The organism is Chryseolinea serpens, from assembly GCF_900129725.1.
GTDB lineage: Bacteria > Bacteroidota > Bacteroidia > Cytophagales > Cyclobacteriaceae > Chryseolinea > Chryseolinea serpens.
Genome location: NZ_FQWQ01000004.1, coordinates 423,083 through 447,055, shown reverse-complemented (window position 1 = coordinate 447,055; position 23,973 = coordinate 423,083). Strand labels below are relative to the sequence as shown.

The window sequence follows — 23,973 nt, the reverse complement described above, 5'->3', positions numbered from 1 at the left end:
ACTTCTGGAAATGAAATCGGGTTATGATCGTATAGTAGGACAGGCTTTATTCAAGATGTTTAATGCCATGTTTCGGTTTAGCTGTCCTCAAAATCTCTTCATCGTCAGCTCGCTAAGTTCAGGTTCAGCCCAATGCCAGATCGCATCGCTTTTTCATAAACAATAGCCGCAGCCGCTACATCCTGTAAGGCTGTCCCGGTGCTATCAAAGACAATAACCTCATCATCTGACGTTCGCCCTGCTTTGTGATGGGCAATGATCTCACCCAATTCAGCATGAACATGGTCACGCGTCATAATTCCGCATTCAACCGCATGATGAAGTTCGCCGATAGTTGCACTTTGCTCCAGCAGATCAACCACCAATTTACTGGCTGCCACCAAAGTAGGATGCAACTCCTGCTTGTTCTCACTATCGGCCCCCACAGCCGCAATGAATGTTCCCGGTTTAATATCTTCTTTGTACAAGAAAGGCTCTTTAGAGGTAGTGCAGGTCACACAGATGTCGCTCTGCCTTACGGCGGCACGGAGATCATCGACAGGTATGACCGGAACGCTTAATTGTTTAGTCATCGTGTTGGCAAATTTAACTTTCTGTGTTGGGTCGATGTCGTATGCATAAACCCTCTCGACGGAACGCACGGCCACCATGGCCTTCAATGATATCTTACCTTGATTTCCGCATCCACAGATCGTTACAACCCGGGCGTCTTCTCTCGCCAGATATTTTGCGGCTACACCTGTCGCAGCCCCTGTTCTAATGACGGTTATGGCAATCGAATCCATCAAGGCAAGCACCTTTCCATTGGCAGCGTCACAAACGACAATAACACCTTGTATTGTGGGAAGGCCATTGCTTTTCAGGTTGTCCGGGAAGTTTGCATTTGTTTTTGCTACAAAGTAAGACCGCCCAAGATCCAGTACACCAGCTTTGATATGAAAGCCGCCCAGCGGTACATGAAGACCGAGTATTTTGGGCGGCGAAGCTTTTCCTTCCGCCTGTAACTGAAAGGCGCGGGCTACGGCATCCATGCATTCCTGGATGTGTAAAAGCCCCTCCACTTCCCCCTTGGTGATGATCAATGTCGCTTGGCTTTCCATAGCGTCGAAATTCGTTCAGACAAGCTATACAACTCAGATTACCAAGTATAGAAGGAAATTTACTTTTGGGATTTTGTTTACGTATTGTGTGGCTTTTTTTGCGAGACGCACTACAAAAGTGCGATGCACTCCACCGACACTAAAATGCCTCCGGGAAATGGCATTACCTGGGGAGCGCTGCGAGCCGGGGCATTGGCGGGAAAGGTCTCACTATAAACTTTGTTCAGCAAAGCAAAGTCATTCCCGGAAACCATAAAGACCGTCGTCTTCACAATTTTTTCAAGTCCGCTTCCGGCTTCTTCCAGAATGGTTTTTATGTTTAAGAACGCTTGTCTGGTTTGTTCTTCAAAACTTTCGCTAAGTTTTCCCGTCGACGGATTGAGGCCGGGAGTTCCGGATAGAAAGACAAATTTGTCGGCAATGACCGCCTGGGGAAATAGTTCCGACATCCGCGGCACTTTGGGTGTGTTATGATTTTTTCTGTTTTCCATAGGGTAAGCTTTTATCGCATGCGTCGCCGCTATTATTTTTTTATTTCGTACCACAGTTCTACCATCCCATTTTTGTAGGCAGTCACGTCTTTCAGGTGCAAGGCTTGCTCCTGTCCGATGTGATCGAAGAACAGCAGGCCGTCACCCAGAATGATGGGCAGAACCGACAACCTTATGTCATCCGCCAATTTTGCGCGAATGAAATCTTTGGCGAGCATGGCTCCGCCTACGAGCCAGACATTCTTGTACTTTGGTTTTAGTCGTTCATTCACAAGTTTGTTCAGGTCGCCGGAATACGTTTCAATGCTCGATCTGTCGACGGGTAGGTTTCTGTGCGTTACCACAAGGGTCGGTACATCTCCATAAGCCCATCCATAGGACTTTGAAAGTTCCAGGGCGTGTTCGTAGGTGCGGGAGCCCATTACATAGCAATCTATTGTTTTGAGAAATGCTGCTACGTCTGGTTCACCGGCTCCTTTCTCGTAGTGGTCAGGGGTGTCAAACCACGAAACGCTGTTGTCCTTTTTGGCAATGAGCCCGTCGAGGCTGGAGACCATGTGGATGGTTAGTTTAAATGGGGTTGTCATTTAGCACTATCTTTGTTTAGCCGTTGTCTAATCACCTTGTCTTTCCAGTTCCTTGGTCTTGGATTTAATAAATGCAGTCTTATCTTTTTTCACCTCTTTCAACATTTCTTTTCTGTCGGCCGGTATAGGGAAATACTTTTCCGCCCATAAGTTTATCTCGATCATGATGGGCAATAAGTCTATTCCTTTTTTGGTTAGTCTATAGAGTACTTTCGCCCTGCTATCCGGGTGATCTAATTTTTCGATCATCCGGTTTTCCTCCAATACTTCTAATCTCGAGGCCAAAATATTCGTCGCTATGCCTTCCGGGGCTTTTAGAAAATCGCCATAGGTGCATTCTTTTGCAAACATAAGGTCCCTGATGATCAACAGCGACCACTTATCTCCCCAGATATCGAGCGAGGTACTCACCGGGCAGTCTGATCTCTTTTTTGCCTTCTTCATAAAAATAGCATAAATCACTTGCATTTTGCAAGTTAATTTCAATATTTGCACTTGCAATTTGCAAGTAAAATTACAGCATGATGCGAAAAGAAACAACCCCGGCACATTAAATAACATTATATAAATCAAAAACATGGAAATACAAGGAAAAACAATATTGATCACCGGCGGCACGGCAGGCATTGGCCTCGAAGCTGCAAAGCAATTTCTAGCCAAGGGTGCCAAAGTGATCATCACCGGGAGGGATCAGGCAAAATTGGACCAGGCGAAAAAATTATATCCCGCCTTAATTGCTATAAAAAGTGACGTCGCCAACGCCGGCGACGCACAAGGGCTTTTCAATCGGGTCAAGGAACTCGGTGGAATCGATATTCTATACAACAACGCGGGTGTTTTAAGCCTTTCCACCAATTTGGGAGTAGCCAACGAAAGGCATTCAAATGAGGCCGAGCATGAAATGAACGTCAATTATTTCGGGGTTATCCGCCTGAACAATCTCTTTATGGAAATGCTGAAATCCAGAAAGGAAGGTGCCATTATCAACACCACTTCCATTCTTAGTTATGTACCTTCAGCGATTGAAGCCACCTATTCCGCCTCCAAAGTAGCGCTGCGTTTTTATACCGAGTCGCTCAGAAAACATTTAGAGGTTCTAAAGAGCAATGTGAAAGTGTTTGAGCTTTTACCCCCGGTGGTGGCGACAGACATGACAGCCAGCAGAACCGACAAGAAATTAACCCCGGAAGAATTAGTGAGAAAGCTTATTGTAGGACTTCAAAAAAATCAATTTACCATCCGGGTTGGCGACACGAAGTTGCTCTATGTGGTCAACAGGCTTTTTCCTAAAATGGCCTTCGGCCTGGTCAACCCGGAGAAGAATATAAAGCAATTGCTGCCTCAACATTAGAAATTAAGAAAATGAAAGCATTTATTGTTCAACGCTACGGCAAGAAAGAAAAATTGAAACTCATTGAAACAGCGGAACCCGTTGTAAAAGAAACTGACATTTTAGTCCAGGTACATGCAGCGGGTGTGAACCTTTTGGATTCAAAGATCAGAAATGGTGAATTCAAAATGATCTTGCCTTATTCAACTCCGTTTACATTGGGCCATGATGTGTCTGGTGTTGTAACGAAAGTCGGCTCAAAGGCCAGCAAATTCAAAGTTGGCGATGAGGTTTATGCAAGACCTGCCGACTATCGCATCGGGACGTTTGCTGAATTCATTTGTATACATGAAGATGATGTTGCCCTTAAGCCTAAAAATCTTTCCATGGAAGAAGCCGCTTCTATACCCTTGGTGGGTTTAACCGCGTGGCAGGCGCTTGTCGAAAAATCGAATCTAAAAAAAGGGCAGAAAGTTTTCATTCAAGCAGGTTCTGGTGGTGTCGGTACATTTGCCATTCAGTTGGCGAAACATTTGGGAGCAACGGTGGCTACCACTACCAGTACTGCAAATATTGAATTGGTGAAAAGTTTAGGCGCAGACATCATAATCGACTACAAAAAAGAGGACTTCGAAACTCTATTAAAGGATTACGATGTAGTACTGAATAGTCAAGATACAAAGGCACTCGAGAAATCGTTGAGCGTGTTAAAAGCCGGGGGTAAAGTCATTTCTATTTCCGGGCCGCCCGACCCTGATTTTGGGAAAGAAATTCATGCGAATTGGTTCCTGAAAATAGTATTGAAATTCCTGAGTGTCGGAATCAGAAAAAAAGCTAAGCGCCTCGGTGTGAACTTTTCTTTTCTTTTTATGAGAGCACAAGGCGACCAATTGAGTCAAATAACAAAATTAATAGAGTCGGGCGCCATAAAACCAGTTGTGGACAAAGTGTTTCCATTCGAACAAACGAATGAAGCGATGTCTTATGTAGAAACAGGTCGTGCAAAAGGTAAGGTTGTTATTAAGGTCAATTCGTTTGTCTAACGTATAGTGTCTTGCAAGTAGTCGTCATGAGGGTTCAACGACGGCGCGGCTTTTGACGCATGTTAAGCGATGTGAAAGTCCAAATAGCCCCATATAACAATGAGGTCCTCTCTCTGTAAATCCAAATAGTCGCAAACCACCTCTACATTGCCGCAAAATACATCGATTTGACAAACCCTTCCGTCTTAATTTTGTTCAACTACTAGCCTAACAGCAAGCAATCATGAGCAATATCAACAACACCATCGCCGGACTTGAACTCGCACAAATCGGTTGGGTCGTCCCGGACATTCACGCCGCCGTAAAATTCCTGACGAATGCCTTGGGTATCCCTGGCTTCCCTCCACCGGAACACATCCAGGCACAGGATCTGGATATGACCTATCACGGCAAGGTCGTGGCCGGCGACTGGCTGACCACGCAGACCTATAACGGCGGCACGTTCATCGAACTCATCCAGCCGCTTTCCGGCCAAAGCATGTTCCATGACTACCTCGCGAAGTATCCCGGCGGCGGCACACAGCACCTGGCATTCCGTTTGCCGGTGGCCGGTTTCGAGCGGGTCACCAGCGAGCTGCGCGAACAAGGCTATGCCTCCATCAGCGAAGTGGACCATCCCATTGCACGAATGGCTTTCTTCGACACCTATCAAACGCTGGGCGTGGTCACCGAGATCATGGGCATCACGCCGGAAGGATGGAATGCCATCAAACAAATGGAGAAGGCCCGGTAAGTCCTTAATAACTACGTCCAGAAAAACGGGGATGGCCTCAGCAAGGTCTCTTTTTAATCATCACTTTACTATTTGGACAACACCAAGTTGTTGCATCATGGCGAGTTCATCGGTTACCCTCCAATGTTCCACAATTCTACCGTTCTCGATTTTCTCAATATTGATTTGATTCACTTCAATACGCTTGCCGGTTGGGGGGATGCCAAATAACGTGTCGCTTTGAGTTCCAGTCATGACCACACGCGCCACAACTCTGTCGTTGGTGGCAATGATTTCTTTTATCTCATAATGCAGATCAGGGAAGCCTTTACGGATAGCCCGTACAATTGGTTTTAGTCCAACAGCGCCCTTTGGTGGATTGGGCGTCGATGGGGTGTGATTGATATATTCTGTGCTTAACAGCTCGTCGAGGGCATCAACATTACCCTTGTTCCAGACTTCATCGAAATAGGTTTGAACAATTTGTTTGTTTTTGTCCTTCTCCGACATCGCATTTGAAATACAGGAGACAACCGCCAGAAGACCGATAATCATTGAAAAACGTTTCACCTTTTCCATTTGCAGCTTATTTGTTTGTGACCAAAATTCTATCCATCGAGTATTTTCCGCTCCCACGGATGAGCGTGGCGAGCGACAAGCCGATGATCAGCAAATGATATTCATACCCCTCCCCTTTCTGAGTGCCATACCAATTCATAAAAAAACCATGGTCAACATGTTCTGTGAATATGATCCCTATAAAAAGAAAAATCATAGCACCCGCCCAAAGCCTCGACGCAAAGCCAATGATCAGGGAGATGGACCCTAAAAATTCAATGACAATCACGGCGAAGGCCACTAGCCAGGGAATGTGCAAAGTTTCAGTAAAAAACCTCATCTCATTGGCATAACCCGGGCCGCCAAACCAGCCAAATACTTTTTGCATCCCATGTGGGAACATTACCAGTCCGATTGTCAAACGGGTTACAAAGCCCGTAAGGTCGCTATCGGTAGCGAAGATCTTTTGTGTCATTTTTGCTTTGAATTGTTATCAGAGCACAAAAAAAGACAGGATCAGAGTCAAAAAAATTAAAGTAGTTGAAGAAATCACTTCTTACTCAACTTTTTCCGGAGCATACTTAGAAAAACGGGCGTCATGCCGAGATAAGCTGATATTTGCTTTTGAGGAATTCGCTGTGCAAAAGACGGGTACTTTTCAATAAAATTAAGATACCGTTGCTCTGCCGTAAAGGAAAGATTTTGATTGATCCGCAGCTGTTGAGCACTGTAAGCGTTTTGAAGAATTATTCTGAAGAATCGCTCAAACTTGGGAACCCGTTCATAAAGCGCATCGAGGTTTGACTTCGAAATTTGCAGAAGTTCCGTGTCCTCCAACGCGTCGATGTAATAGGTCGTGGGAGAATTGGTCCACAAACTCAAGAGGTCGCTCACCCACCAGCCTTCAATGCCGAACATCACAATATGTTCAAAACCATTTGCGTCAACTGCATAAACTCTTAGACAACCCTTAACGATGAAATTTTCTGTTTTACAAATTTCTCCGTACTTCAATAGAAATTCTTTCTTTTTCATTTTTTTCTTTTCCAACAAGGAAGTAAAAAAACCGATCTCGGTCTGATCGAGTTGCACATGTCGGGCAATATTTTTAAGGAGTAAATCGAATTCCATTATAGTAGTCCATCCATGGGCGGATAGTATGTGTTTAATACTAACGTGTCCCCAGGAAAGAAGTTAGAAAGGCGATGGGACGCTTTTATCGATTAATTGTTAATTTTGACATAGATAAAATTCTAAACATGTCTATCACTACCAAAGACGAAAGAATTGGGATGCAACAGGCCAGTGATGCCGTTGCCCTCACCCTTAAAAAGATGCGTGAATTTGCCAAACCGGGCCTTTCAACAAAGGCGCTTGACGAGTACGGCGGCAAATTGCTGACACAACTAGGCGCCCGTTCGGCACCAAAACTAACCTATGGTTTCCCCGGCTATACCTGTATCAGTATGAATGAGGAAGCTGCGCACGGCATACCCTCCGTGGATAAAATTCTAAAAGAAGGAGATCTGATCAATATTGATGTGTCGGCAGAACTTAATGGCTATTGGGCAGACAATGGCGGCTCGTTTGTATTGGGCGAAGATATCCACGGCCATGGCCGATTGGTAGAAGCATCGAAAGCGATTTTGAGGAAAGCGATCAGCCACATTACGGGCGGTGTCAGAATTTCGGAGATCGGCAGGTTGATCGAGACAGAAGCCAAAAAATCCGGTTACACCGTAATAAAAAACCTGACCGGACACGGCGTCGGTCGTGGGTTACACGAAGAACCCCACGAGATTGCGAACTACTGTGACAAACACAACACTACACGTTTCAAAAAGAATTCAGTGGTAGCGATAGAGACATTCATTTCAACGCGTTCAACCCTTGCCAGTACACAAGCCGATGGCTGGACATTGCGCGGCAATAAAGGCGGTTTTGTGGCGCAGCATGAGCATACCATTTTGGTAACGGGCGGTCACCCAGAGATCTTTACAGCGCTGAACGGCATTTGGGATTAACTAGCATGCAATAAAAAAGGACAAGCCATTTTTATCTGACTTGTCCCAGGCATTGGAATGTTTGTTTAGCGGGCTTCAATTATAAAAAGTCATGGACGTATAAGCTCTTCCGTCGGTGCCCAGTTGCAATCGCGACAGGTCAGTTACGGTGCCTTGGCCGTCGAAGATAACCGTAGCGCCCATGGGATTGGGCATGTGGTCGGCAAATTTGATGGTTTCGCCTGGTTGTATAACCATGGACACGTTCACAATCACGCCGTCGGCATTGTTATCGGCGGGTTCAATAACGAGCAGTGTAAAAGGAACGTTTCCTGTGTTTTTTATTTGTGCTGTAGTCCAGGTCACGTAGTACTCTCGCCTGTAGGTGAGGCCGCTTTCATCGCCCACGTTACCCCATAGGTTGTCGGGGGTTGCCAGATTTTTTTCCTGACCGTCGCTATAGAGGGCGGCATCCATAACTTTGGCGTCCAAGGTCATGACGAAGGTGGACCGCACCGTGATCGAGTCGCCGTTGGATACGATTTTCCCCTCCAGAGTGACGGTGGCATTGTGAGTACCCATATCCATGATGGCTGTAGTTCCTACTCCGTCGAGGCGCCGGCCGTGAATGGCTCCGACCGAAACCAAGGGTATGAGGCTGGTGTTATCGGCGTTGCGGCCCGGCAACTCGCTGATTTGTTTGGGGCTGACGGCAAAGCTTGGGTCGTCGACGCTGAGCTTGACGTTGAAGATCGATTGGTCGGCAGCGTTACCCAGCAGGAAGAGAAATTCTTTGCTGGCCCGCAGATCGCCGAGATTGAAGGCCGTGGCGGGCGCTTCTGCGGTTTGGGCAGAACGTCCACCCGGATTGGGTTTCTTCATCTGCGCCATCGTAAAGTACCGGGAGGGATCGATTTGCATGGCCGATTGTTCGTCGGCGCATGACCACAAAAGGCAGGCCGACAGGACGAAGAAAATGTACTTAACGCGCATCGTTCTTAGAGTTTTAGAATGACCGCAAGAATACCATACGGCATGCCGGTTATCACTACAATTCCTGTGTTTCTGGCACGCACGTAATATTCCTGCCTGAAAGAAAAACGGCCTCTGTCACCCTATTTTCATCCTGTAAGGGCGTACGATAGATACTCCGTTATCTGTCCCATTAGATTAATAAATATCACGAACAACTTCTTTGTAGGTCTTCCAGGCAAGGTCTCGTTTCATTGAGGTTGCGGACAAGCTATTTCATCTGATGTCCTAAGAGGTGATCCCGGGATAGGTGCCCGGGCTTTTCTATTCTGTAACCACCTTAATATTTCCCTTCAGGTCGGACTTCACGGTGATGCTGGATAGAACCTTTTCCCCAGACGCATTCTTGGCCCGGTAAGTCGTGACCACAACCAGGACCTTCCCGAGGTCTTTGTACTCCGTCGTAACGTGCTCGTAGCTATCAGGATCGTTCAGCGTTTCCTTCAAATATTTCGTGAGGACGATGTGGCTGCCATCCACTTTACTAAACAGCTGGTCGATGGAATCTTGCCTTAACATCATCGGCCTCACGACTACTCCCGTGTATCGCGGAATATTTTTGCGATCCCTCTCGTCCATGGAGCGCTGGATATTAAACCACAGCTTCACTACCACTATGAAAGACACACCGATGAGTGTCGGTTTTAGGCGCGACTGGGTCATTGCTTCCTCGGTTTAATTCGGGATGTCTTATGATTCATACTCTTTTCATGTTTAAAGAAAGATAAAATAGTTGAAGCATTTTACTTCCGTCTCGTAATAAAAATGCTCGAAATCGGCTAGATTTAGAGCTTTTGAATGATTTGATTGATGAAGAAGCGATCCGACAGGAATCAAGCACTTATTATAAATATGTAATTATCAATCAATTACAGTCATAAGGGTAAGTTCTTTATTTTCAGATGGGTAATCAGATTTTTTAGTGCTTTGATAGTTTTACCGAAGGAGATAAATAAAGTCCACTCTCATCTAAATGTTTTCCAGGTTTTGGGTACGATTTTCTTTCATCTTTTTATAAAAGGATGGAGAAAGTCCCGTGACCTTTTTGAACTGGTTCGACAAATGCGCCACGCTGCTATAGTGAAGTTTGTAAGCGATCTCGGTCAGGTTCAATTGCTGGTAGAGCAACAGCTCTTTCACCTTTTCGATCTTGTGCAATATGATATACTTCTGCAGTGTGATGCCCTTCACCTCCGAAAACATATTCGATAGGTACTTGTAGTCATAGCCCAGTTTCTCCGCGAGGTAGTCCGAATATTTCATCACAGGCAACTCATCGCGGTAGTGCACCATGTCTATAATAGCGCTTTTTATGCGGCTGATCAGGATGCTCTTCTTGTCATCCAACAATTCAAGTCCGAATTTCAACAGGTTGCGTTTGAGTCTTTCAAGTTGTTCAATGGCGGGCGTTTCAAGGACCTCAACCATTCCGAGTTCGATGGAATACTCCGATAGCCCGAGTTTCTCCAGTTCCGATTTAACGATCATTTTACATCGTAAGCTAACCATATACTTAATGAACAGCTTCATGCTCTCTCCGCTTCAAGATACCTCCTGAAGGTTGACTACAATTTTGCACCCATGTTCTTTTTCGCGGTAAACACACTCCTGTCGATTCCTCCTGTAAAAAGTGAGTCAGTTTTTTCCGTTTATAGGCAACAAAGTACACACTCACGAATATGCGCGTGCTGGAATAGATGCAACATATTGTGCTTCTTGTGTAACCTATAATCTATGCAAATGACTGAGCTTTGTTACAGGATTGAGAACCAAATTAAAGTTTTGTGATCATCAGAGATGAATTTTTTATTGACGAATTGGAGAAACGGGAGATCGAAATCGCCTTGCGACTTAATTCATGTATCGACGAACGCGCGATCCACGTTACTGTTTTTGCGGGTGTAGTGGTGCTGCGAGGCGTGGTCCGCTCAAGTCACGAGAAAGATCAAGCGGGCAGAATTGCCTGGAGCACTCCGGGAGTCTTCAATGTACTTAACAACCTGACGGTTTGAGTGAAGCCGTGGAAATTCATCCCTGACAACAAATTTTAGGTCGTCGTCTCATCCCATCACCTAAAAAAAATATAATATGAAAAAAATCAGACTACTACTAATCCCAATCCTAATGTCTTTATGGCATTGCGGCTATGGGCAAAGCGGCGCTATTGGCTTTCACATGACCGCCTCCGAGTATGACGGCGACCTGAATGGAAACAAACACCATTTCTACAACTTCAAAGATCAAAAATTGGGTGGCGCCCTTTCCTTTCAACAGTATCTGAACCCCTCTTTCAACCTGGTTGAGAAAATATCTTTCAATCAGGTGCGCTATCAAAACGACGAACACTCACAAGGGGTGGACGCAAGCTTTTGGGTAGTCAATTTGAAATTGAAATATAAATTCAACAACGGGTACATCTTCAAAGAAGGCGCAGCCATCGCGCCATTCTTAGTCGCCGGCATTGGTGGCACGTACATTGACTCGAGGCAGTATACCGAGGCCAGCAGCGCAAAGATTACCGATGGTCAAATCAAGGGCAACGTTGCTGCGGGAGTAGGCATCCTTTTTCAATTCAACGATCGTGTAGGACTTGAGGTAGCAAACACCATCAATGCTCCTTTATATGATGGTTGGGATGGTGTCACGAAGGGCGGCAACGATCTCTATATGCAGCATAGCGCAGGACTGATCTTTAACTTCAAAAAACCACGCGATACCGACGGTGACGGCGTGCCCGACAGAAAAGACAAATGCGCCGAAACGCCTAAAGCCGCGTCGGTAAATTCGAATGGATGTCCTATCGACACGGATAAAGATGGTGTTGCCGACTATCTGGACAAATGCCCGACGTTAGAAGGCAATCCCGACCTCAACGGATGTCCTGACAAAGATCATGACAACGTTGCGGACATCGACGACAAATGTCCGGACGTGCCAGGGATCGCTCGTTTTGCCGGTTGCCCCGATAGCGACAACGACGGCATAGAAGACTCCAAAGACAAATGTCCCAACATTGCCGGCCTCGACATCTTTGAAGGTTGTGCCGACGGCGATGGCGACGGTGTACAAGATTCACAAGACAAATGTCCCGATACAGAAAAAGGTATTAAGGTTGACGCCACCGGTTGTCCCGCCGACAGCGATGGCGACGGCGTGACCGATGCGGTCGACAGATGTCCTACCTCTCCCGGTGATGTCGCCAACAACGGATGCCCTGCAGTGAAAGAAGAGGTCGCCAAGCGACTGAATTTTGCTACCCGTGGCATTTCATTTGAAACTGGCAAAGCGATCCTCAAACCATCCTCTTACCCCATGTTGGACGAAGTGGTGAGCATCCTGGCGGAGTACAAGGACTACACGCTCAAAATGGATGGTCATACTGACTCCAACGGGTCAAACGCAGCCAATTTGAAATTGTCGCAATCACGAGTGGACGCAGTAAAAGCCTACTTGGTCAGCAAGGGCGCCGACGAAAATAGAATTGAGGCCAAGGGAGTTGGCGAGGAACAGCCCATCGCCACCAATGCGACCGCAGCCGGAAGAGCGCAAAACAGACGCGTAGCGTTATCGCTCATCTTAAAATAAGTTAGTTTTAGACTGGGAGGGTATGTGATTTCAGGGAGTCCTTTGAAATTACGTACCCTCCTTTTCTTTTAATGAAGCCTAAAGAGAACCTCGTTGTAGGCGATTGCAGAAGAGAGAAATTTGTTGTGGAGGCCGGCTCTTCATAAATGCAAATATTCCTTTCATGGTGCCGGAAATCAGGACTTTTTCACTTTCAATCATCATTTGCAAATGTAGCCGGGTTATCGGAAGAATTCTTGAGTACGAGTTGGCGAAACGTTGAGAAATTTAATGTCCATGATGAAAAACAAATCCCCTTAACATGTCTGATCTGAATCCTGAAATCCCACAAAATTGCTTGTTTAGGCCGCTGTTCGTTTGGCACCGTATTTCCTTAGGGTAAAGCGCTCGACAAAGTTTGTCGGGCTTTTTTGTCTCATTTTAAACTACAATCAAAATATTTATGAAAACAAACGATAATGTGAACAAAAGGATGCTGACGGGTATGTTCAGCGACCGGTCAAGTGCAGAGAATGCTTTCAACGACCTTCAGGACAACGGGTACAGCAATGATGACATCGATTTGATCATGTCTGAAAAAACGAGGAAGTCAAGTTTTTCGGATGAGAACCAAGAAACTGAGATCGGCACGAAGGCATCCGAAGGTGCAGGAAAAGGTTCTGCGATTGGCGGCACCGTCGGCGCCATTGCAGGCGTGATAGCGGCGTTGGGAACGAGCCTGGTTATTCCTGGTCTTGGCCTTATTATAGCCGGACCTATGCGGCAGGCTTAGCACGTGCGGTCTCACCGGTGGCATTATCGGTGCCTTGGTCGGTTCGGGTATTCCTGAAGCGCCGCTCTTGCTCTCGTATGAATAAAAGGATGTTGTCGTCTATCATGTTAACCTGGGCGAAAAAACAATTTTGGACCCCGTCGGCTGCGGGGATAAACATCAAAACGATTGTAAAACCAAAAAGGTCGACCTTCGCAGGGTCGACCTTGTCATGTTATGAAAGAAGAATTCTTAATCCATTATTCTTGTAACATTCACGGCATTCATGCCCTTTCTTCCGGCCTGTTCATCATAGGTAACTTCATCGTTTTCACGGATCTCATCTACGAGACCGGATACGTGGACAAAAATGTCAGTTTGTGAATTCGACGGGGTAATGAATCCAAATCCTTTGGCTTCATTAAAAAATTTTACGATTCCTTGCATAGTATAAAAGTTAAATAAAAAAAATTCTTTTTTCTGATCGTCGGCGATCATTGTAAATATTTCGGGCCTGCTTACTGTCCCAGGTAAGATCTCAAAGTCCTGTTCCTGGAGGTATGCTTTAATCGCCTGGTGGCTTTTTCCTTTATCTGCCTTACCCGCTCGCGCGACAGGGAAAACTTGTCTCCGATCTCCTCCAAGGTCATCGCTTGTTTCCGGTTCAGACCGAAATACAAACTGATTACGTCTGATTCACGTGTTGACAGTGTCGCTAGTGATCGCTGTACCTCCTGAATAAGTGATTCGGCCATCATGGCGGATTCGGGATTGGACTCGTTCGAATCGGACAGGACATCGAGCAGACTGCCTTCTTCGCCCTGCAAAAAGGGTGCGTCAACCGAAACGTGTCGACCGCCTATTCTAAGACTGTCCAGTATCTCTTCGGTGGTAACACCGATAACGTCCGCCAGCTCTTGGGTGGAAGGCTCGCGCTGGTATTTCTGTTCCAGGTCGGCAAAGGTTTTAGAAATCTTGGCGAGCGAACCAATGCGGTTCAAAGGCAACCGCACAATTCTGGATTGTTCTGCCAGCGCTTGCATGATGGATTGACGAATCCACCAAACGGCGTAAGAGATAAATTTAAATCCTCGCTTTTCATCAAACCGGCCGGCTGCTTTGATCAAGCCCAGATTTCCTTCGTTGATCAGGTCGCCGAGCGTGAGACCATTATTCTGATATTGTTTGGCTACGGATACGACAAAGCGAAGATTCGCTTTGGCAAGTTTTTCGAGAGCCACTTGGTCTCCCTCCCTTATTCTCCTGGCTAGTTCTACCTCAACTTCAGCCGTAATCAGATCCACTTTAGATATTTCCTGTAAATACTTGTCCAGAGATTGACTCTCACGGTTTGTAATCTGTTTACTGATCTTAAGTTGTCGCATGTAAAATGGTTTGGTGAATAATAAGAATACACTGCCACGAGTCCCGATAAAGTGGACCGGAACGTGAGAAAAAAAAGAAAATCTTGAGGAGAGGAAATGGACGAGAGTTTCTGGTTCTCTTACAAGGTAGGCATTTAAACTGAGATCATCACGTTTTATTTTCCAACGGGATCGTTACTGCCACCGTAACGGGTCCCAAAACAGGTTATGCCTGTTGGAATACTTGTCTTTCAAAAAGTTTTTCAATGAAGGCACGCGTGTCAGCCAAAACGGCTCACTTTACTACACTCTCATAGACTGGGGACAAATCATTCCCTTTTCGCCTTCACAATTCCATTATTCCCACTGTTTATTATCTCTAACTAATCCATCTTCTCCTTTATGCTTGTTGTGAACAAGACTATCTCGTATTTAAAAAATTCCCATGGTTCAAAAGGTTCAATGCTAAAATCACGTATGAGGTTTAGATAATGGATAGACAGCCGACCAAGTAACTAAATACTGTTTCCATTGAAAGGGAGCTTTCTGTTTTTCATTGTCGGTAGGGAAAAGAAAATCCAGCGGCTTTCCCCAAAAGGCCTCTACAATGCTAAGAAGGCTCTTTTTTTGGGCAGGCTTAGACCTGCATTACGCTCAACCCAATTTGAAAAAAAAGTCACGCGGAGACTGTAAAAAGTATCAAACAGTAAAACGCCTCGTGGAAGCCAGTGAGCAGTGATTTCTCACGTCGCCTTAATGTCATGATCGAAGACTACGCCAAATCAAAAATTCAAAGAAGTCCCGTGAAAAATCGTTATATTCGATAGCCCACCTAATCGTCCATTGCTATGGTAAAAAGATCAGCCGAACTCTTACCTGTGATCGAAGAAATCGCCAATATTGGATGTTATGAAACTGATATGAAAACTGGCACTTGGATCGGTACTGACAACTTCATAAAACTCTTTGGATTGGAGAAGAAGCCAAGATATAGCGTCGAAGAATTTCAAGCCCTTGTCCATCCTGACGACTTTCAATGGGTAATGGAATATTTTTCAGAATGCCTTAAAAACAAAATTGATTTTAATTGCCAATATCGATGCATAAAAAGCAGCGGCGAAATTATCTATGTCAATAGTAGAAGTAGAATCTATTACAATTCTGACGGCTCCCCGGAGAGAGTGATCGGCGTAAAACAGGATATTACGGCAAGCAAGCAAAATGAAATAAAGCTTCATCAGCTCAACGAAAACAACAAAAGAAAAAATGAAGTCCTTAGCATGGTGGCTCACGACTTGAATGCTCCACTGAATAGGTTAAGCGGGCTAGCCAAGATATTCCAAGAAGGTCTTGAGACAAAGTATAGCGAATTGATCGCCTTACACGAACAGATATGTGTGTCAGCCAAAACTATTATTGCGGAATTAATTGAAATTGCCGAATTGGAAGATGAGTCTTACAAATTAGAAAAAGAACACCAAGACATTAACAAAATAATTCTTCAATCAATTAGTACATTTAAACTAAACGCTGAAGAAAAAGGAGTGGATATCGTAACAGATTTCACTGCCCGCTGTGAAGCAACCTTCTGTGCCTCCAAAATCGCAAGAGTAATTAACAACCTTCTTTCAAATGCGCTTAAATTCTCTCCGGAAAATAAAAACATCAACATAGCAACACTTAAAAATGATAAATCGGTATTCATCATCATAAGAGACCAAGGCATTGGAATAAGCCGCGAGCACCTTCCCTTTATTTTTGAAAAGTTCTCAAAAAAACTTCGTAGACCAGGCACAAAAGGTGAACAATCTACAGGTCTAGGTCTAAGCATTGTCAAACAGATTGTCGATTTACACAATGGTGAAATACAAGTGACCAGTCAGGAGAATGAAGGCACCACAATAACAATTGAGCTTCCAATTTTTGGAAACGAGATATAGAAAACCATTCTTCCCTTCCTTGCATCAGTTTTGTCAACAAGGGTGTAGGCATACTCTACTGCATTTTCGTTTGTTCTTTTGCGTGTTGTATGTCATACCACACTGTGTCATCAAATACATCGATTTGGCAGGGCGGCGGGTGAGTAGCGGGTGAGCTCCCGCCAGAAAGGCTGCGGCCCAGACGTGTAGCCTGACCGTCTTTTTAGCTAGAAGAGAATTTTAACGGCTTTGTTCATACGATAACTGTTAAAGGGTTGTAAATGGGAATGAGGACAAGCCGAGCGACACCTTCAAATATGACCAGGGAAAAACTAACTTCAGGAATGAAAAAAGCCAGCGGTTTGCCTACTCAATTCAAAGGGAACGTAATCGGCAAAGTCCTGCTGCCGCTAAAATAAAAAATGTCGCCTTTTGCAGGCGGCACCCTCTCCCCTTAGTGGCGTTCAAATTGCGCGACTAACATGCTTAACCGACAGCCGGTGAAAGGTGCGGATCGTCTACGTAAACGACCCACACGCTTTCAACCCAAACTATCAGTACCCAGTGTTTTGCTCCAGCCCGGGATTGAGGTCGCGCTCGGCCTGCGGGATGGGGAAGTATAAATTTTTGGGTTCGGTATAATTTGCTTTGCCTGCATCGATTCGTACAGCCTCATCGAGCTTGCCGGCACGACGGAGGTCAAAGAAGCGATGGCCTTCGCCAAAAAATTCAATTCTTCTTTCCTGCATGACCGCGTCTCGGAAAGCGTCTTGGTCCAATCCCGTTTTTGGATCGAGCCCAGCGCGCGCGCGAATTTTATTGAGATAGGACTCTGCCGTGGTGGTCTGACCGAGTTCATTGAGGGCTTCGGCATAGGTGAGCAATACCTCGGCATAGCGAATGATGGGCATGTTGCGCTCACCATCAATGGCGCCTTCCGTGGCAACCGGAAGATCACCCACGATATATTTGGCCAGCATCAACCCCGTCTGACTCCACTTGGGATCGAAGGGTGTATTGTTGTACACCGAGCCTTGTTCGAATAGATTTACCGCTCTCCGGTTATCGTCAGCCTCGTAGATGTCTTTGGAAGCTGTCGCTGGAAGAACAATACCCCAGGCGCCGGAAGCAACATAAGCCGTGTTTCCGGGGCCGGTATACGAGGGCACCCAGTTTCCTTCGTTGTTGCCCCAACCGCCTGTGCCGGCAACGTATTGGATCTCGAAGATGGACTCGACGGAATTTTCAAAAGCGGTTTGATAATTCTTGATATACTGATCATGCAGATTGTAGATGCCCAAATCGATAACCTCCTTTGCTTTGTTTGCTGCCTCCTGCCATTTTTTCTCGTACAAATACGTCCGGCTCAGGAATGCCATGGCAGCGCCTTTCGTGGCACGGCCAGCTTCGTTGGGATAGCTCAAGGGAAGACCTTGTGCATCGGTGAAATCTTTTTCAATCTGCGCCCAGATCTCTGCCTGAGGCTGGCGTGTCACCGTGAATACTTTCGACTGCTCCAACTCGTGCACCATCAGCGGAGCGTCGCCCCAAATGGTCACAATGTTGAAGTAGGAAACCGCGCGTAGGAATTTGGCTTCGTTCAAAAGACGTTGCTTCAATGTCTCATCCATCGTGATGGCCGGCACCCGGTCCAGCACAGCGTTCGAACGGGCAACGCCCGCCCACCACGCGCGCCAGGCGGCGAGCACCTGCGGATCGCTGGGATTGACCGTGAAGTTATCTTGTGGCACAAACCAATTCACGTCGAAGCAAGTCATATCGTCGGCTGCCACATCGCCGAACATCAGGCCACCGAGTCGGTAGCCCAAATCGGTTTGCAGGGCATCGTAGATGGCGTTCACGGCCATGGTGGCGTCCTGATCGGTTTTCCAGAAGTTCTCTTCCGTGATCTGGTTCAACGGTGCACGCACCAAAAAATCATCGCCGCATTTTGTGGTCAGCAGCAGAAGCGTGACGGCTATAAAATATATTTTTTTCATATGCTGTTTAGTTAGAGGTCATTGGTCACAACCCGATATTTATACCTCCCAGGAACGTCACACTGTTGGGATATACGGTGTTATCGATTCCATAGCTGGTGTTGTTTTGCGTTTGGGCGCCGATGTCGGGATTGTAGCCGCTGTACTTGGTAATGGTCCACAAATTTTGCGCTGATAGGTACACTTTGATGTTGGAAAGATGCATGCGCTCCGCGACATTGCCGGGCAGCGTGTAGCCCAGCTGAATGTTCTTTAACCGCAAGTAAGCGCCATTCTCGATAAAGCGATCGGAAGCCCGGTCGTTGTTGTTGGGATCGGTGGATATGGCGCGGGGAAAGTTGCTATTCGGATTCGCGTCTGTCCAACGCCCCACCATCGCCGTCCCTTTGTTTTCGCCATCGGTGCTCGACTCCAGGATGTAGCGGTTCACGTTCACGATCTTGTTCCCATGAACCCCCTGGAAGAGCATGTTCAGACTGAATCCTTTGTACTCCAGATTGGTACTGAAGCCATACGCAAAGTTGGGAATGGGACTGCCCAGATAGGTGCGGTCTTTGTCGGTGATCCGGTTGTCGCCGTCAAGGTCTTTGTACTTGATGTCGCCAGGGGCGGTACCGGAACTCTGATAATACAAGGTAGGTTGTCCGTCCAGCGCATTGGCAGCATCGACTTCAGCCTGGTTGTGGAAAATGCCGTCGGTTACGTATCCGTAAAATTCACCGATGGAACGACCTTGCGTGGTGCGGGTCAGAAAACCGGGATCACTATTGCCTGTGCTGCCAGCGATGATGTCATCCGTTAGACTGATTACTTTGTTGGAGAATGTGGTCATGTTTGCTTCAACGCTGTAGGAGAAACCTCCCATCGTGCGGTTCTGATAGTTCAAGGCCAGTTCCAAGCCTTTGTTCTGCACGTTCGCGCTGTTGATGGGTTGACTGATGGGATTGGTATAGTACGCATCGCTCACCATGCCCGCATAGATCGGCATTCTTTTATCGGTGATCATGTCGCCATAATTCTTGATGAAATAATCGGCCGTGAAATTCAATCGATTGTCGAGCAGGCCCAAATCAATGCCGATGTCGGTTTGCGTAACGGTTTCCCACTTCAGGCTGGTGTTCGGCACGCGATTGGCCGTCATGCCATTCACCACTTTGCCGCCGAAATTGTATTTGTATCCGGAGCCGATGGTGGCATATTCGGTGCCGATGCCCAGGCTGCCGTCGATCCCTACTTGTCCCCAACTGGCCCGCAGCTTCAAATTGCTGATGGGCGTTGCTTTCATAAATGTTTCTTCCGAGATCCGCCACCCTGCGGAGAAGGAAGGAAAGATGCCGTACTTATTTTGCGAGGTGAACACCGACGACCCGTCGCGACGGATGTTTGCGGTCAGCAAATATTTGTCAGCGAAAGCGTAGTTCACTCTTCCCAGCAGCGAAACGTAGCTGGTCTGGCTCTTGCTGCCGCTGGCCTGGCGATCGGGGTTTGGCGAACCGGCATCGATGGTGGTGAGATCGTTCGTCAACTGAAAAAACGAAAGCGCAGATACGACATCGCTGGTCGACAATTGTGCGGTGTAGCCTCCCAATACTTCCAGCTTGTGTTTAGCATTGAACGTATTTTTGTAGGCGAGCGTGTTTTCGGCCAGCAGGTTCGACAAGGTGCTCTTGGTTGAGGTGGCCTCCGGTTTATTGTTGCTCAGGGCGCCTTCCACAAACGTTGGCTTGAAGCGGTTGTAGTTGGTGAGCACATAATCCACTCCCAGGTTGGTTTGGAAGGTAAGGTTTTTATGAAGTTTGATCTCGACGTTAAAATTTTCAAGGGCACGAAGGCGCTCGTTTGGTTCGTTGTTCAGCGTTGCCAACATCACGGGGTTGTTGATGACGCCCACGTAGGCCAGGTCGGAATTGTCCGGGCCCACCCAACTGCCGTCGGCATTGCGAATGCCCAGTGTAGGGGATCTTCTCAAGGCCTGGGCTACGATGCCAGCATAGCGATCGCCATTGTTGTTGGTCAGAGATTGGTTAAAGGAGCGGCTTAGGGTAAGGCTGTTTCCAATTTTTAGCCAGCTGGTAACCTTGTTGTCAAGGTTCAGGCGCAACGAATAACGGCTAAACGACGAGCCGGTGATGATACCGTCTTGCTTCATATACCCTGCCGAGATATAATATTGACTGTTGTCGCTACCACCGGAAAGGGAGAGCTGATGGTTTTGGATGGGCGCTGAGCGGAAGATCGCGTCCTGCCAGTCGGTGCCTTTTCCGAGTGACGCCGGATTGGCAAACTTCAGGTTTGTTCCAAGGCCGGCAGCGGTGCGGGCGTCGTTGCTGTAGGAAGCATACTCGCTCGCATCCATGACATCCAACGTTTTGGCTACGGTCTGTACGCCGTAATATCCTTCGTAGGACAACCGTGGCGCGCCGGATTTTCCTCTTTTTGTGGTAATGATCACCACACCGTTGCCGGCGCGGGCTCCGTAGATGGCGGAGGCAGAAGCATCTTTCAAAACACTGATCGATTCAATGTCGGCCATGTTCAGGGTAGCCAGCGGGTTGTTGGCGGTCTCCTTGTATCCATAGCTCGACGAAGCGTTGTAGGTGATGATCACGCCGTCGATGACGTAGAGGGGCTCGCTCACGCCAAGGCCGCCCATACCCCTGACCCGCATAGAAAGTCCACCTCCAGGCTCACCCGAGTTGGTCGTTACGTACACGCCCGACATTCTGCCCTGCAACGCCTGGTCCACACTCGGAACAGCCGACGTAGCGAGCTTCGTGCCGTTGATCGCGCCAACGGCGCCCGTGACATCTTTGTTTTCCTGCGATCCATATCCAACCACGATCACCTCGCTGAGGGTTTTGGTGTCGGCCGTCATTTTTATGTCGATTGTGCTGCGGTTGCCAATGGCTTCCTCCCGGGTAGTGTAACCGATAAACGAAAACACCAATACGCCTTCCGCGTCCGGAAGAATAAGGGTGTAACGTCCATTGGCGTCCGAGGTGGTTCCTTTCGAGGTGCCCTTCAACAGGATGTTCACGCCCGGCAGGGTTTCACCATCGTCGGACGTGATTACGCCGGATACGGTGAAGTCGATCGTGGTGCGCGTGGAGGCCATCGGCTCATTGAGACGCTGGGTTAGGTAGGTCTGTTGAAAGTTGCTTCCTACCGTGGGGCTTACAACCCCTTTGGAACTTTCGGTGCTGTCTTCACCCCGCTTTGACAAAATGAGAAAATTACTTTTGTCGATGCGCTTGTAGCTCATCTGAAAATTGACCAGCAAGCGATCCAGGATCCTTTCAAGTTTTTCGTTTTTGTTCCACACAAAATTCTCCTTGAGATAAGCGTCGCGCAAAACATCGTCGTCGTAGTTGAAACTGACGTGATAAACATTTTCCAGCGAAAACAAGATTTCCTTCAGGGATTTGCTTTCGAAGGTTACGGAAAGATGGCGTGGCCGTCGCTGTGAAGACGAAGCCACCCTGCTGGCGTACTCCTGGCCAAACGCAAGCGGCGGTAACACCGATCCCAAAATTGTTGTCAAAAACAACAACCTGGGCAATGCATGTAAAAAGTTTTTCATACTTTAGGATTAGGTTTATTTAATTAATCCCAGGCAGCTCTTCATGACGGTGAAAGCTGTTTGGGGTTTTCTTTTGTATACTGAATGATCAGTGTATTCGATTCCCTCTGAATGGTCACGTCGAAGACCAGCGACAGTTTCTGAAACAACTCCTCCAGGTTTTCGCTGGATGACGAACCCGTAAATTTTCGTTTCGCGATTTCCTCATTTTCAAATATTACTTTGTAGCCGTAGTTGTCTTCCAGCATCTGGGCGATCTCTATCAGCGATGTGCTGGAAAAGACGAGCCGGTTGTCTTTCCAGGAAAGGTAATTGTCCGGGTCAACCGTCTTTTTGACCGGCGCCTTGTCCGATTTTGCAAACTCTACGAGGTCGCCGGGTTTCATGATCACAGCCGTTTTGCCCTCCGACTCCAGGTCGAGCCTCACTTTTCCCTCCTGCAACACGACGCGCGTTTTGCCACGACGGCTGTTCACGTCGAATTTTGTTCCCAACACCTCGATGTGCAGTTGCCCGGTGTGTACGAGGAAGTTTTGATGATTGCGCTTGTGTAGCACTGCAAAGAAGGCCTCGCCCTGCAGCGATACGGCTCTCTTCCGGTTACTAAAATCGGCGACACTGTAGCGCAGGCGTGAGTTCGAATTCAACGTCACCTTTGTGCTGTCGGGAAGAAATAAAGTGCGCGACTCGCCGTAGGCCGTCACGACGATGATGGTCCGGTGACTATAATAATAGTAGCTCCCGGCGAACAGCGCCACAAACAACAACGACGCGGCTATTCTGTAGGACCAGGTGAGCATAAGATGTTTGCGAATGGCCGGCTCGGTGGGTATCCGGTGCTCGCCCGCACCGGCGGCTTCACGGTTGATGCGTTCCCATATCTCTAAAAACTTTCCATCGGGAGGTGCGTCCTCTTTTATATCGAGAAGCAAAACGATCTGACGCGCTTCTTCCACGCGCGCCCGGGCATCAGGATGCTTTGACAGCCATGCATTCCAAAAGGCATGATGTTCCTCGCCCGGCGATTTTACCCACTTGATAAAAAACGCGTCCGTCACAAAATCCTCGACCTGATACCTTGAATAATCCATGCTGTGTATAAAATGTAAAAACCCCGGAGTATGCTCCAGTCATACCCAAGAGAAATTATCCGGGCACTTTTCCCGGGTCAAGAGGGTTTTTTTTTGAGATACTTTTTTTAATAGGAAATCGAAGAAATCCGTGCCGCCTTAGACGCAACCGTTTGCGAAATTCAATTTGATTTTCAATCTTTGGTTAATTCCTAACCGTCCACGGTGAGCCTCAGCGCACGCGATATCCAACTTTCCAGCAACAGCTTCTCTTCCAAACAAGAAGCCGATATCTGGAATTATTTAAAGGCTGGTGACAAAAAAGCACTCAGCTATTTCTACACTAAATACTTCAACAGCCTTTATAACTACGGATCGAAGATCAGTCGTGATGCGGGTTTGGTTGAGGATTGCATTCAGGATTTGTTCGTGGAGTTCTGGAACAAGCGAGAGGGATTGAGCGAAGTGTCGCAAGTAAAGTATTACCTGTATAAATCCCTGCGAAGAAAAATCCTATACAAGCGCTCCTTGCTTTTGCGACTGCCCCTGGCGGAAGTGGATTCTTTCGAGATCGAACTTTCCCATAAAGCGCATTACCTCAGCCAGCAGATCAATTCCGACATTCGGGAGAAGATCAAGCAAATGGTGAACACGCTCACAGCAAAGCAAAAGGAGGCCATCTTCCTGGTGTATTTCGAAGAACTATCCTATGAAGAGGCCGCCGTGATTATGGAACTAAAGATCAAGACCGTCTACAACCTCATTCACCTGGCCATCGCCAAACTGCGGCAAAATAAAGGCAGGTTTTCTCCGGCTGTCTTTTCTCTGTTTTTTTAGCAAGGCGCGTG

General features: G+C 47.1%; 24 protein-coding genes. 9 read left to right on the top strand and 15 right to left on the bottom strand.

The window, feature by feature from the left end:
- Window positions 1-104: 104 nt before the first annotated feature.
- The 4 genes from BUB30_RS26400 to BUB30_RS26385 form a co-directional block, all read right to left on the bottom strand.
- On the bottom strand, window positions 105-1,100 hold the full coding sequence (locus tag BUB30_RS26400) for an ornithine cyclodeaminase family protein (RefSeq protein ID WP_073140572.1): 996 nt from the start codon (window positions 1,098-1,100) through the stop codon (window positions 105-107).
- A gap of 110 nt (window positions 1,101-1,210) precedes the next feature.
- Window positions 1,211-1,591: a RidA family protein gene (locus BUB30_RS26395; RefSeq protein WP_073140569.1), complete on the bottom strand. Its 381-nt coding sequence runs from the start codon at window positions 1,589-1,591 to the stop codon at window positions 1,211-1,213.
- A 32-nt stretch (window positions 1,592-1,623) separates the two neighbouring features.
- On the bottom strand, window positions 1,624-2,178 hold the full coding sequence (locus BUB30_RS26390; protein ID WP_073140567.1) for a dihydrofolate reductase family protein: 555 nt from the start codon (window positions 2,176-2,178) through the stop codon (window positions 1,624-1,626).
- 27 nt (window positions 2,179-2,205) lie between these two features.
- Window positions 2,206-2,622, bottom strand: coding sequence for a winged helix-turn-helix transcriptional regulator (locus BUB30_RS26385; RefSeq protein ID WP_073141198.1), 417 nt, complete (start codon window positions 2,620-2,622; stop codon window positions 2,206-2,208).
- Window positions 2,623-2,779: 157 nt separating this feature from the next.
- Between BUB30_RS26385 and BUB30_RS26380 the strand changes: the two genes are divergently transcribed.
- The 3 genes from BUB30_RS26380 to BUB30_RS26370 all read left to right on the top strand — a co-directional run bounded on the left by BUB30_RS26380 (window position 2,780) and on the right by BUB30_RS26370 (window position 5,284).
- Window positions 2,780-3,529, top strand: coding sequence for an SDR family oxidoreductase (locus BUB30_RS26380; protein WP_221408804.1), 750 nt, complete (start codon window positions 2,780-2,782; stop codon window positions 3,527-3,529).
- A gap of 11 nt (window positions 3,530-3,540) precedes the next feature.
- Window positions 3,541-4,551, top strand: a complete 1,011-nt coding sequence (locus BUB30_RS26375) for an NADP-dependent oxidoreductase (RefSeq protein ID WP_073140561.1) — start codon at window positions 3,541-3,543, stop codon at window positions 4,549-4,551.
- 223 nt (window positions 4,552-4,774) lie between these two features.
- Window positions 4,775-5,284 (top strand): VOC family protein, encoded by a 510-nt coding sequence (locus BUB30_RS26370; protein WP_073140559.1) that lies wholly within the window; start codon window positions 4,775-4,777, stop codon window positions 5,282-5,284.
- A 60-nt stretch (window positions 5,285-5,344) separates the two neighbouring features.
- Here BUB30_RS26370 and BUB30_RS26365 read toward each other — a convergent pair whose 3' ends face one another.
- The 3 genes from BUB30_RS26365 to BUB30_RS26355 all read right to left on the bottom strand — a co-directional run bounded on the left by BUB30_RS26365 (window position 5,345) and on the right by BUB30_RS26355 (window position 6,856).
- Window positions 5,345-5,842 (bottom strand): ester cyclase, encoded by a 498-nt coding sequence (locus BUB30_RS26365; RefSeq protein ID WP_084138412.1) that lies wholly within the window; start codon window positions 5,840-5,842, stop codon window positions 5,345-5,347.
- 7 nt (window positions 5,843-5,849) lie between these two features.
- Window positions 5,850-6,296, bottom strand: a complete 447-nt coding sequence (locus BUB30_RS26360) for a DoxX family protein (protein ID WP_073140556.1) — start codon at window positions 6,294-6,296, stop codon at window positions 5,850-5,852.
- 74 nt (window positions 6,297-6,370) lie between these two features.
- Window positions 6,371-6,856 carry a Crp/Fnr family transcriptional regulator gene (locus BUB30_RS26355; RefSeq protein ID WP_245804177.1) on the bottom strand — a complete coding sequence of 162 codons (486 nt, stop codon included), beginning with the start codon at window positions 6,854-6,856 and terminating at the stop codon, window positions 6,371-6,373.
- 224 nt (window positions 6,857-7,080) lie between these two features.
- Between BUB30_RS26355 and map the strand changes: the two genes are divergently transcribed.
- Complete coding sequence (gene map / locus BUB30_RS26350; RefSeq protein WP_073140551.1) at window positions 7,081-7,845, top strand: type I methionyl aminopeptidase; 765 nt, start codon at window positions 7,081-7,083, stop codon at window positions 7,843-7,845.
- 75 nt (window positions 7,846-7,920) lie between these two features.
- Here the strand turns inward: map and BUB30_RS26345 are convergent, their stop codons facing one another.
- From BUB30_RS26345 to BUB30_RS26335, 3 genes are all read right to left on the bottom strand, one after another.
- On the bottom strand, window positions 7,921-8,817 hold the full coding sequence (locus tag BUB30_RS26345; RefSeq protein ID WP_073140548.1) for a hypothetical protein: 897 nt from the start codon (window positions 8,815-8,817) through the stop codon (window positions 7,921-7,923).
- A gap of 303 nt (window positions 8,818-9,120) precedes the next feature.
- Entirely contained in the window at window positions 9,121-9,519 is a 399-nt protein-coding gene (locus tag BUB30_RS26340) for a hypothetical protein (RefSeq protein ID WP_073140546.1), read from the bottom strand.
- Between the two features lie 306 nt (window positions 9,520-9,825).
- A complete protein-coding gene (locus BUB30_RS26335; protein WP_394334007.1) occupies window positions 9,826-10,344 on the bottom strand; it encodes a helix-turn-helix domain-containing protein in 519 nt (172 codons plus the stop codon).
- 296 nt (window positions 10,345-10,640) lie between these two features.
- Between BUB30_RS26335 and BUB30_RS26330 the strand changes: the two genes are divergently transcribed.
- From BUB30_RS26330 to BUB30_RS26320, 3 genes are all read left to right on the top strand, one after another.
- Entirely contained in the window at window positions 10,641-10,868 is a 228-nt protein-coding gene (locus BUB30_RS26330; protein WP_073140542.1) for a BON domain-containing protein, read from the top strand.
- 112 nt (window positions 10,869-10,980) lie between these two features.
- A complete protein-coding gene (locus tag BUB30_RS26325) occupies window positions 10,981-12,441 on the top strand; it encodes an OmpA family protein (RefSeq protein WP_178377208.1) in 1,461 nt (486 codons plus the stop codon).
- Between the two features lie 442 nt (window positions 12,442-12,883).
- Window positions 12,884-13,213 (top strand): DUF456 domain-containing protein, encoded by a 330-nt coding sequence (locus tag BUB30_RS26320; protein ID WP_073140538.1) that lies wholly within the window; start codon window positions 12,884-12,886, stop codon window positions 13,211-13,213.
- Between the two features lie 231 nt (window positions 13,214-13,444).
- Here the strand turns inward: BUB30_RS26320 and BUB30_RS26315 are convergent, their stop codons facing one another.
- Together BUB30_RS26315 and BUB30_RS26310 are read right to left on the bottom strand one after the other, a co-directional pair.
- Complete coding sequence (locus tag BUB30_RS26315; protein WP_073141194.1) at window positions 13,445-13,639, bottom strand: cold-shock protein; 195 nt, start codon at window positions 13,637-13,639, stop codon at window positions 13,445-13,447.
- 71 nt (window positions 13,640-13,710) lie between these two features.
- Window positions 13,711-14,577 carry a sigma-70 family RNA polymerase sigma factor gene (locus BUB30_RS26310; RefSeq protein WP_073140536.1) on the bottom strand — a complete coding sequence of 289 codons (867 nt, stop codon included), beginning with the start codon at window positions 14,575-14,577 and terminating at the stop codon, window positions 13,711-13,713.
- Window positions 14,578-15,404: 827 nt separating this feature from the next.
- Between BUB30_RS26310 and BUB30_RS26305 the strand changes: the two genes are divergently transcribed.
- Complete coding sequence (locus tag BUB30_RS26305) at window positions 15,405-16,496, top strand: PAS domain-containing sensor histidine kinase (protein ID WP_073140534.1); 1,092 nt, start codon at window positions 15,405-15,407, stop codon at window positions 16,494-16,496.
- Window positions 16,497-17,029: 533 nt separating this feature from the next.
- Here the strand turns inward: BUB30_RS26305 and BUB30_RS26300 are convergent.
- Genes BUB30_RS26300 through BUB30_RS26290 form a run of 3 tightly spaced genes read right to left on the bottom strand, consistent with a single transcriptional unit; the run spans window position 17,030 to window position 23,146 of the window.
- Window positions 17,030-18,475: a RagB/SusD family nutrient uptake outer membrane protein gene (locus BUB30_RS26300; RefSeq protein WP_073140532.1), complete on the bottom strand. Its 1,446-nt coding sequence runs from the start codon at window positions 18,473-18,475 to the stop codon at window positions 17,030-17,032.
- 25 nt (window positions 18,476-18,500) lie between these two features.
- Window positions 18,501-22,055, bottom strand: coding sequence for a SusC/RagA family TonB-linked outer membrane protein (locus tag BUB30_RS26295; protein ID WP_073140529.1), 3,555 nt, complete (start codon window positions 22,053-22,055; stop codon window positions 18,501-18,503).
- Window positions 22,056-22,096: 41 nt separating this feature from the next.
- A complete protein-coding gene (locus tag BUB30_RS26290; RefSeq protein WP_073140526.1) occupies window positions 22,097-23,146 on the bottom strand; it encodes a FecR family protein in 1,050 nt (349 codons plus the stop codon).
- A 204-nt stretch (window positions 23,147-23,350) separates the two neighbouring features.
- Between BUB30_RS26290 and BUB30_RS26285 the strand changes: the two genes are divergently transcribed.
- A complete protein-coding gene (locus BUB30_RS26285; protein ID WP_084138410.1) occupies window positions 23,351-23,962 on the top strand; it encodes an RNA polymerase sigma factor in 612 nt (203 codons plus the stop codon).
- Window positions 23,963-23,973 lie beyond the last annotated feature (11 nt).

Excerpts from the sequence above, each read along its gene's own strand:
- BUB30_RS26305 (WP_073140534.1), top strand. The coding sequence starts at position 15,405 with ATGGTAAAAAGATCAGCCGAACTCTTACCTGTGATCGAAGAAATCGCC.
- BUB30_RS26300 (WP_073140532.1), bottom strand. The coding sequence starts at position 18,475 with ATGAAAAAAATATATTTTATAGCCGTCACGCTTCTGCTGCTGACCACA.
- BUB30_RS26290 (WP_073140526.1), bottom strand. The coding sequence starts at position 23,146 with ATGGATTATTCAAGGTATCAGGTCGAGGATTTTGTGACGGACGCGTTT.
- BUB30_RS26370 (WP_073140559.1), top strand. The coding sequence starts at position 4,775 with ATGAGCAATATCAACAACACCATCGCCGGACTTGAACTCGCACAAATC.
- BUB30_RS26395 (WP_073140569.1), bottom strand. The coding sequence starts at position 1,591 with ATGGAAAACAGAAAAAATCATAACACACCCAAAGTGCCGCGGATGTCG.
- BUB30_RS26345 (WP_073140548.1), bottom strand. The coding sequence starts at position 8,817 with ATGCGCGTTAAGTACATTTTCTTCGTCCTGTCGGCCTGCCTTTTGTGG.
- map (WP_073140551.1), top strand. The coding sequence starts at position 7,081 with ATGTCTATCACTACCAAAGACGAAAGAATTGGGATGCAACAGGCCAGT.
- BUB30_RS26335 (WP_394334007.1), bottom strand. The coding sequence starts at position 10,344 with ATGATCGTTAAATCGGAACTGGAGAAACTCGGGCTATCGGAGTATTCC.
- BUB30_RS26390 (WP_073140567.1), bottom strand. The coding sequence starts at position 2,178 with ATGACAACCCCATTTAAACTAACCATCCACATGGTCTCCAGCCTCGAC.
- BUB30_RS26310 (WP_073140536.1), bottom strand. The coding sequence starts at position 14,577 with ATGCGACAACTTAAGATCAGTAAACAGATTACAAACCGTGAGAGTCAA.
- BUB30_RS26365 (WP_084138412.1), bottom strand. The coding sequence starts at position 5,842 with ATGGAAAAGGTGAAACGTTTTTCAATGATTATCGGTCTTCTGGCGGTT.
- BUB30_RS26375 (WP_073140561.1), top strand. The coding sequence starts at position 3,541 with ATGAAAGCATTTATTGTTCAACGCTACGGCAAGAAAGAAAAATTGAAA.
- BUB30_RS26355 (WP_245804177.1), bottom strand. The coding sequence starts at position 6,856 with ATGAAAAAGAAAGAATTTCTATTGAAGTACGGAGAAATTTGTAAAACA.
- BUB30_RS26315 (WP_073141194.1), bottom strand. The coding sequence starts at position 13,639 with ATGCAAGGAATCGTAAAATTTTTTAATGAAGCCAAAGGATTTGGATTC.
- BUB30_RS26295 (WP_073140529.1), bottom strand. The coding sequence starts at position 22,055 with ATGAAAAACTTTTTACATGCATTGCCCAGGTTGTTGTTTTTGACAACA.
- BUB30_RS26400 (WP_073140572.1), bottom strand. The coding sequence starts at position 1,100 with ATGGAAAGCCAAGCGACATTGATCATCACCAAGGGGGAAGTGGAGGGG.
- BUB30_RS26360 (WP_073140556.1), bottom strand. The coding sequence starts at position 6,296 with ATGACACAAAAGATCTTCGCTACCGATAGCGACCTTACGGGCTTTGTA.
- BUB30_RS26325 (WP_178377208.1), top strand. The coding sequence starts at position 10,981 with ATGTCTTTATGGCATTGCGGCTATGGGCAAAGCGGCGCTATTGGCTTT.
- BUB30_RS26385 (WP_073141198.1), bottom strand. The coding sequence starts at position 2,622 with ATGAAGAAGGCAAAAAAGAGATCAGACTGCCCGGTGAGTACCTCGCTC.
- BUB30_RS26340 (WP_073140546.1), bottom strand. The coding sequence starts at position 9,519 with ATGACCCAGTCGCGCCTAAAACCGACACTCATCGGTGTGTCTTTCATA.
- BUB30_RS26320 (WP_073140538.1), top strand. The coding sequence starts at position 12,884 with ATGAAAACAAACGATAATGTGAACAAAAGGATGCTGACGGGTATGTTC.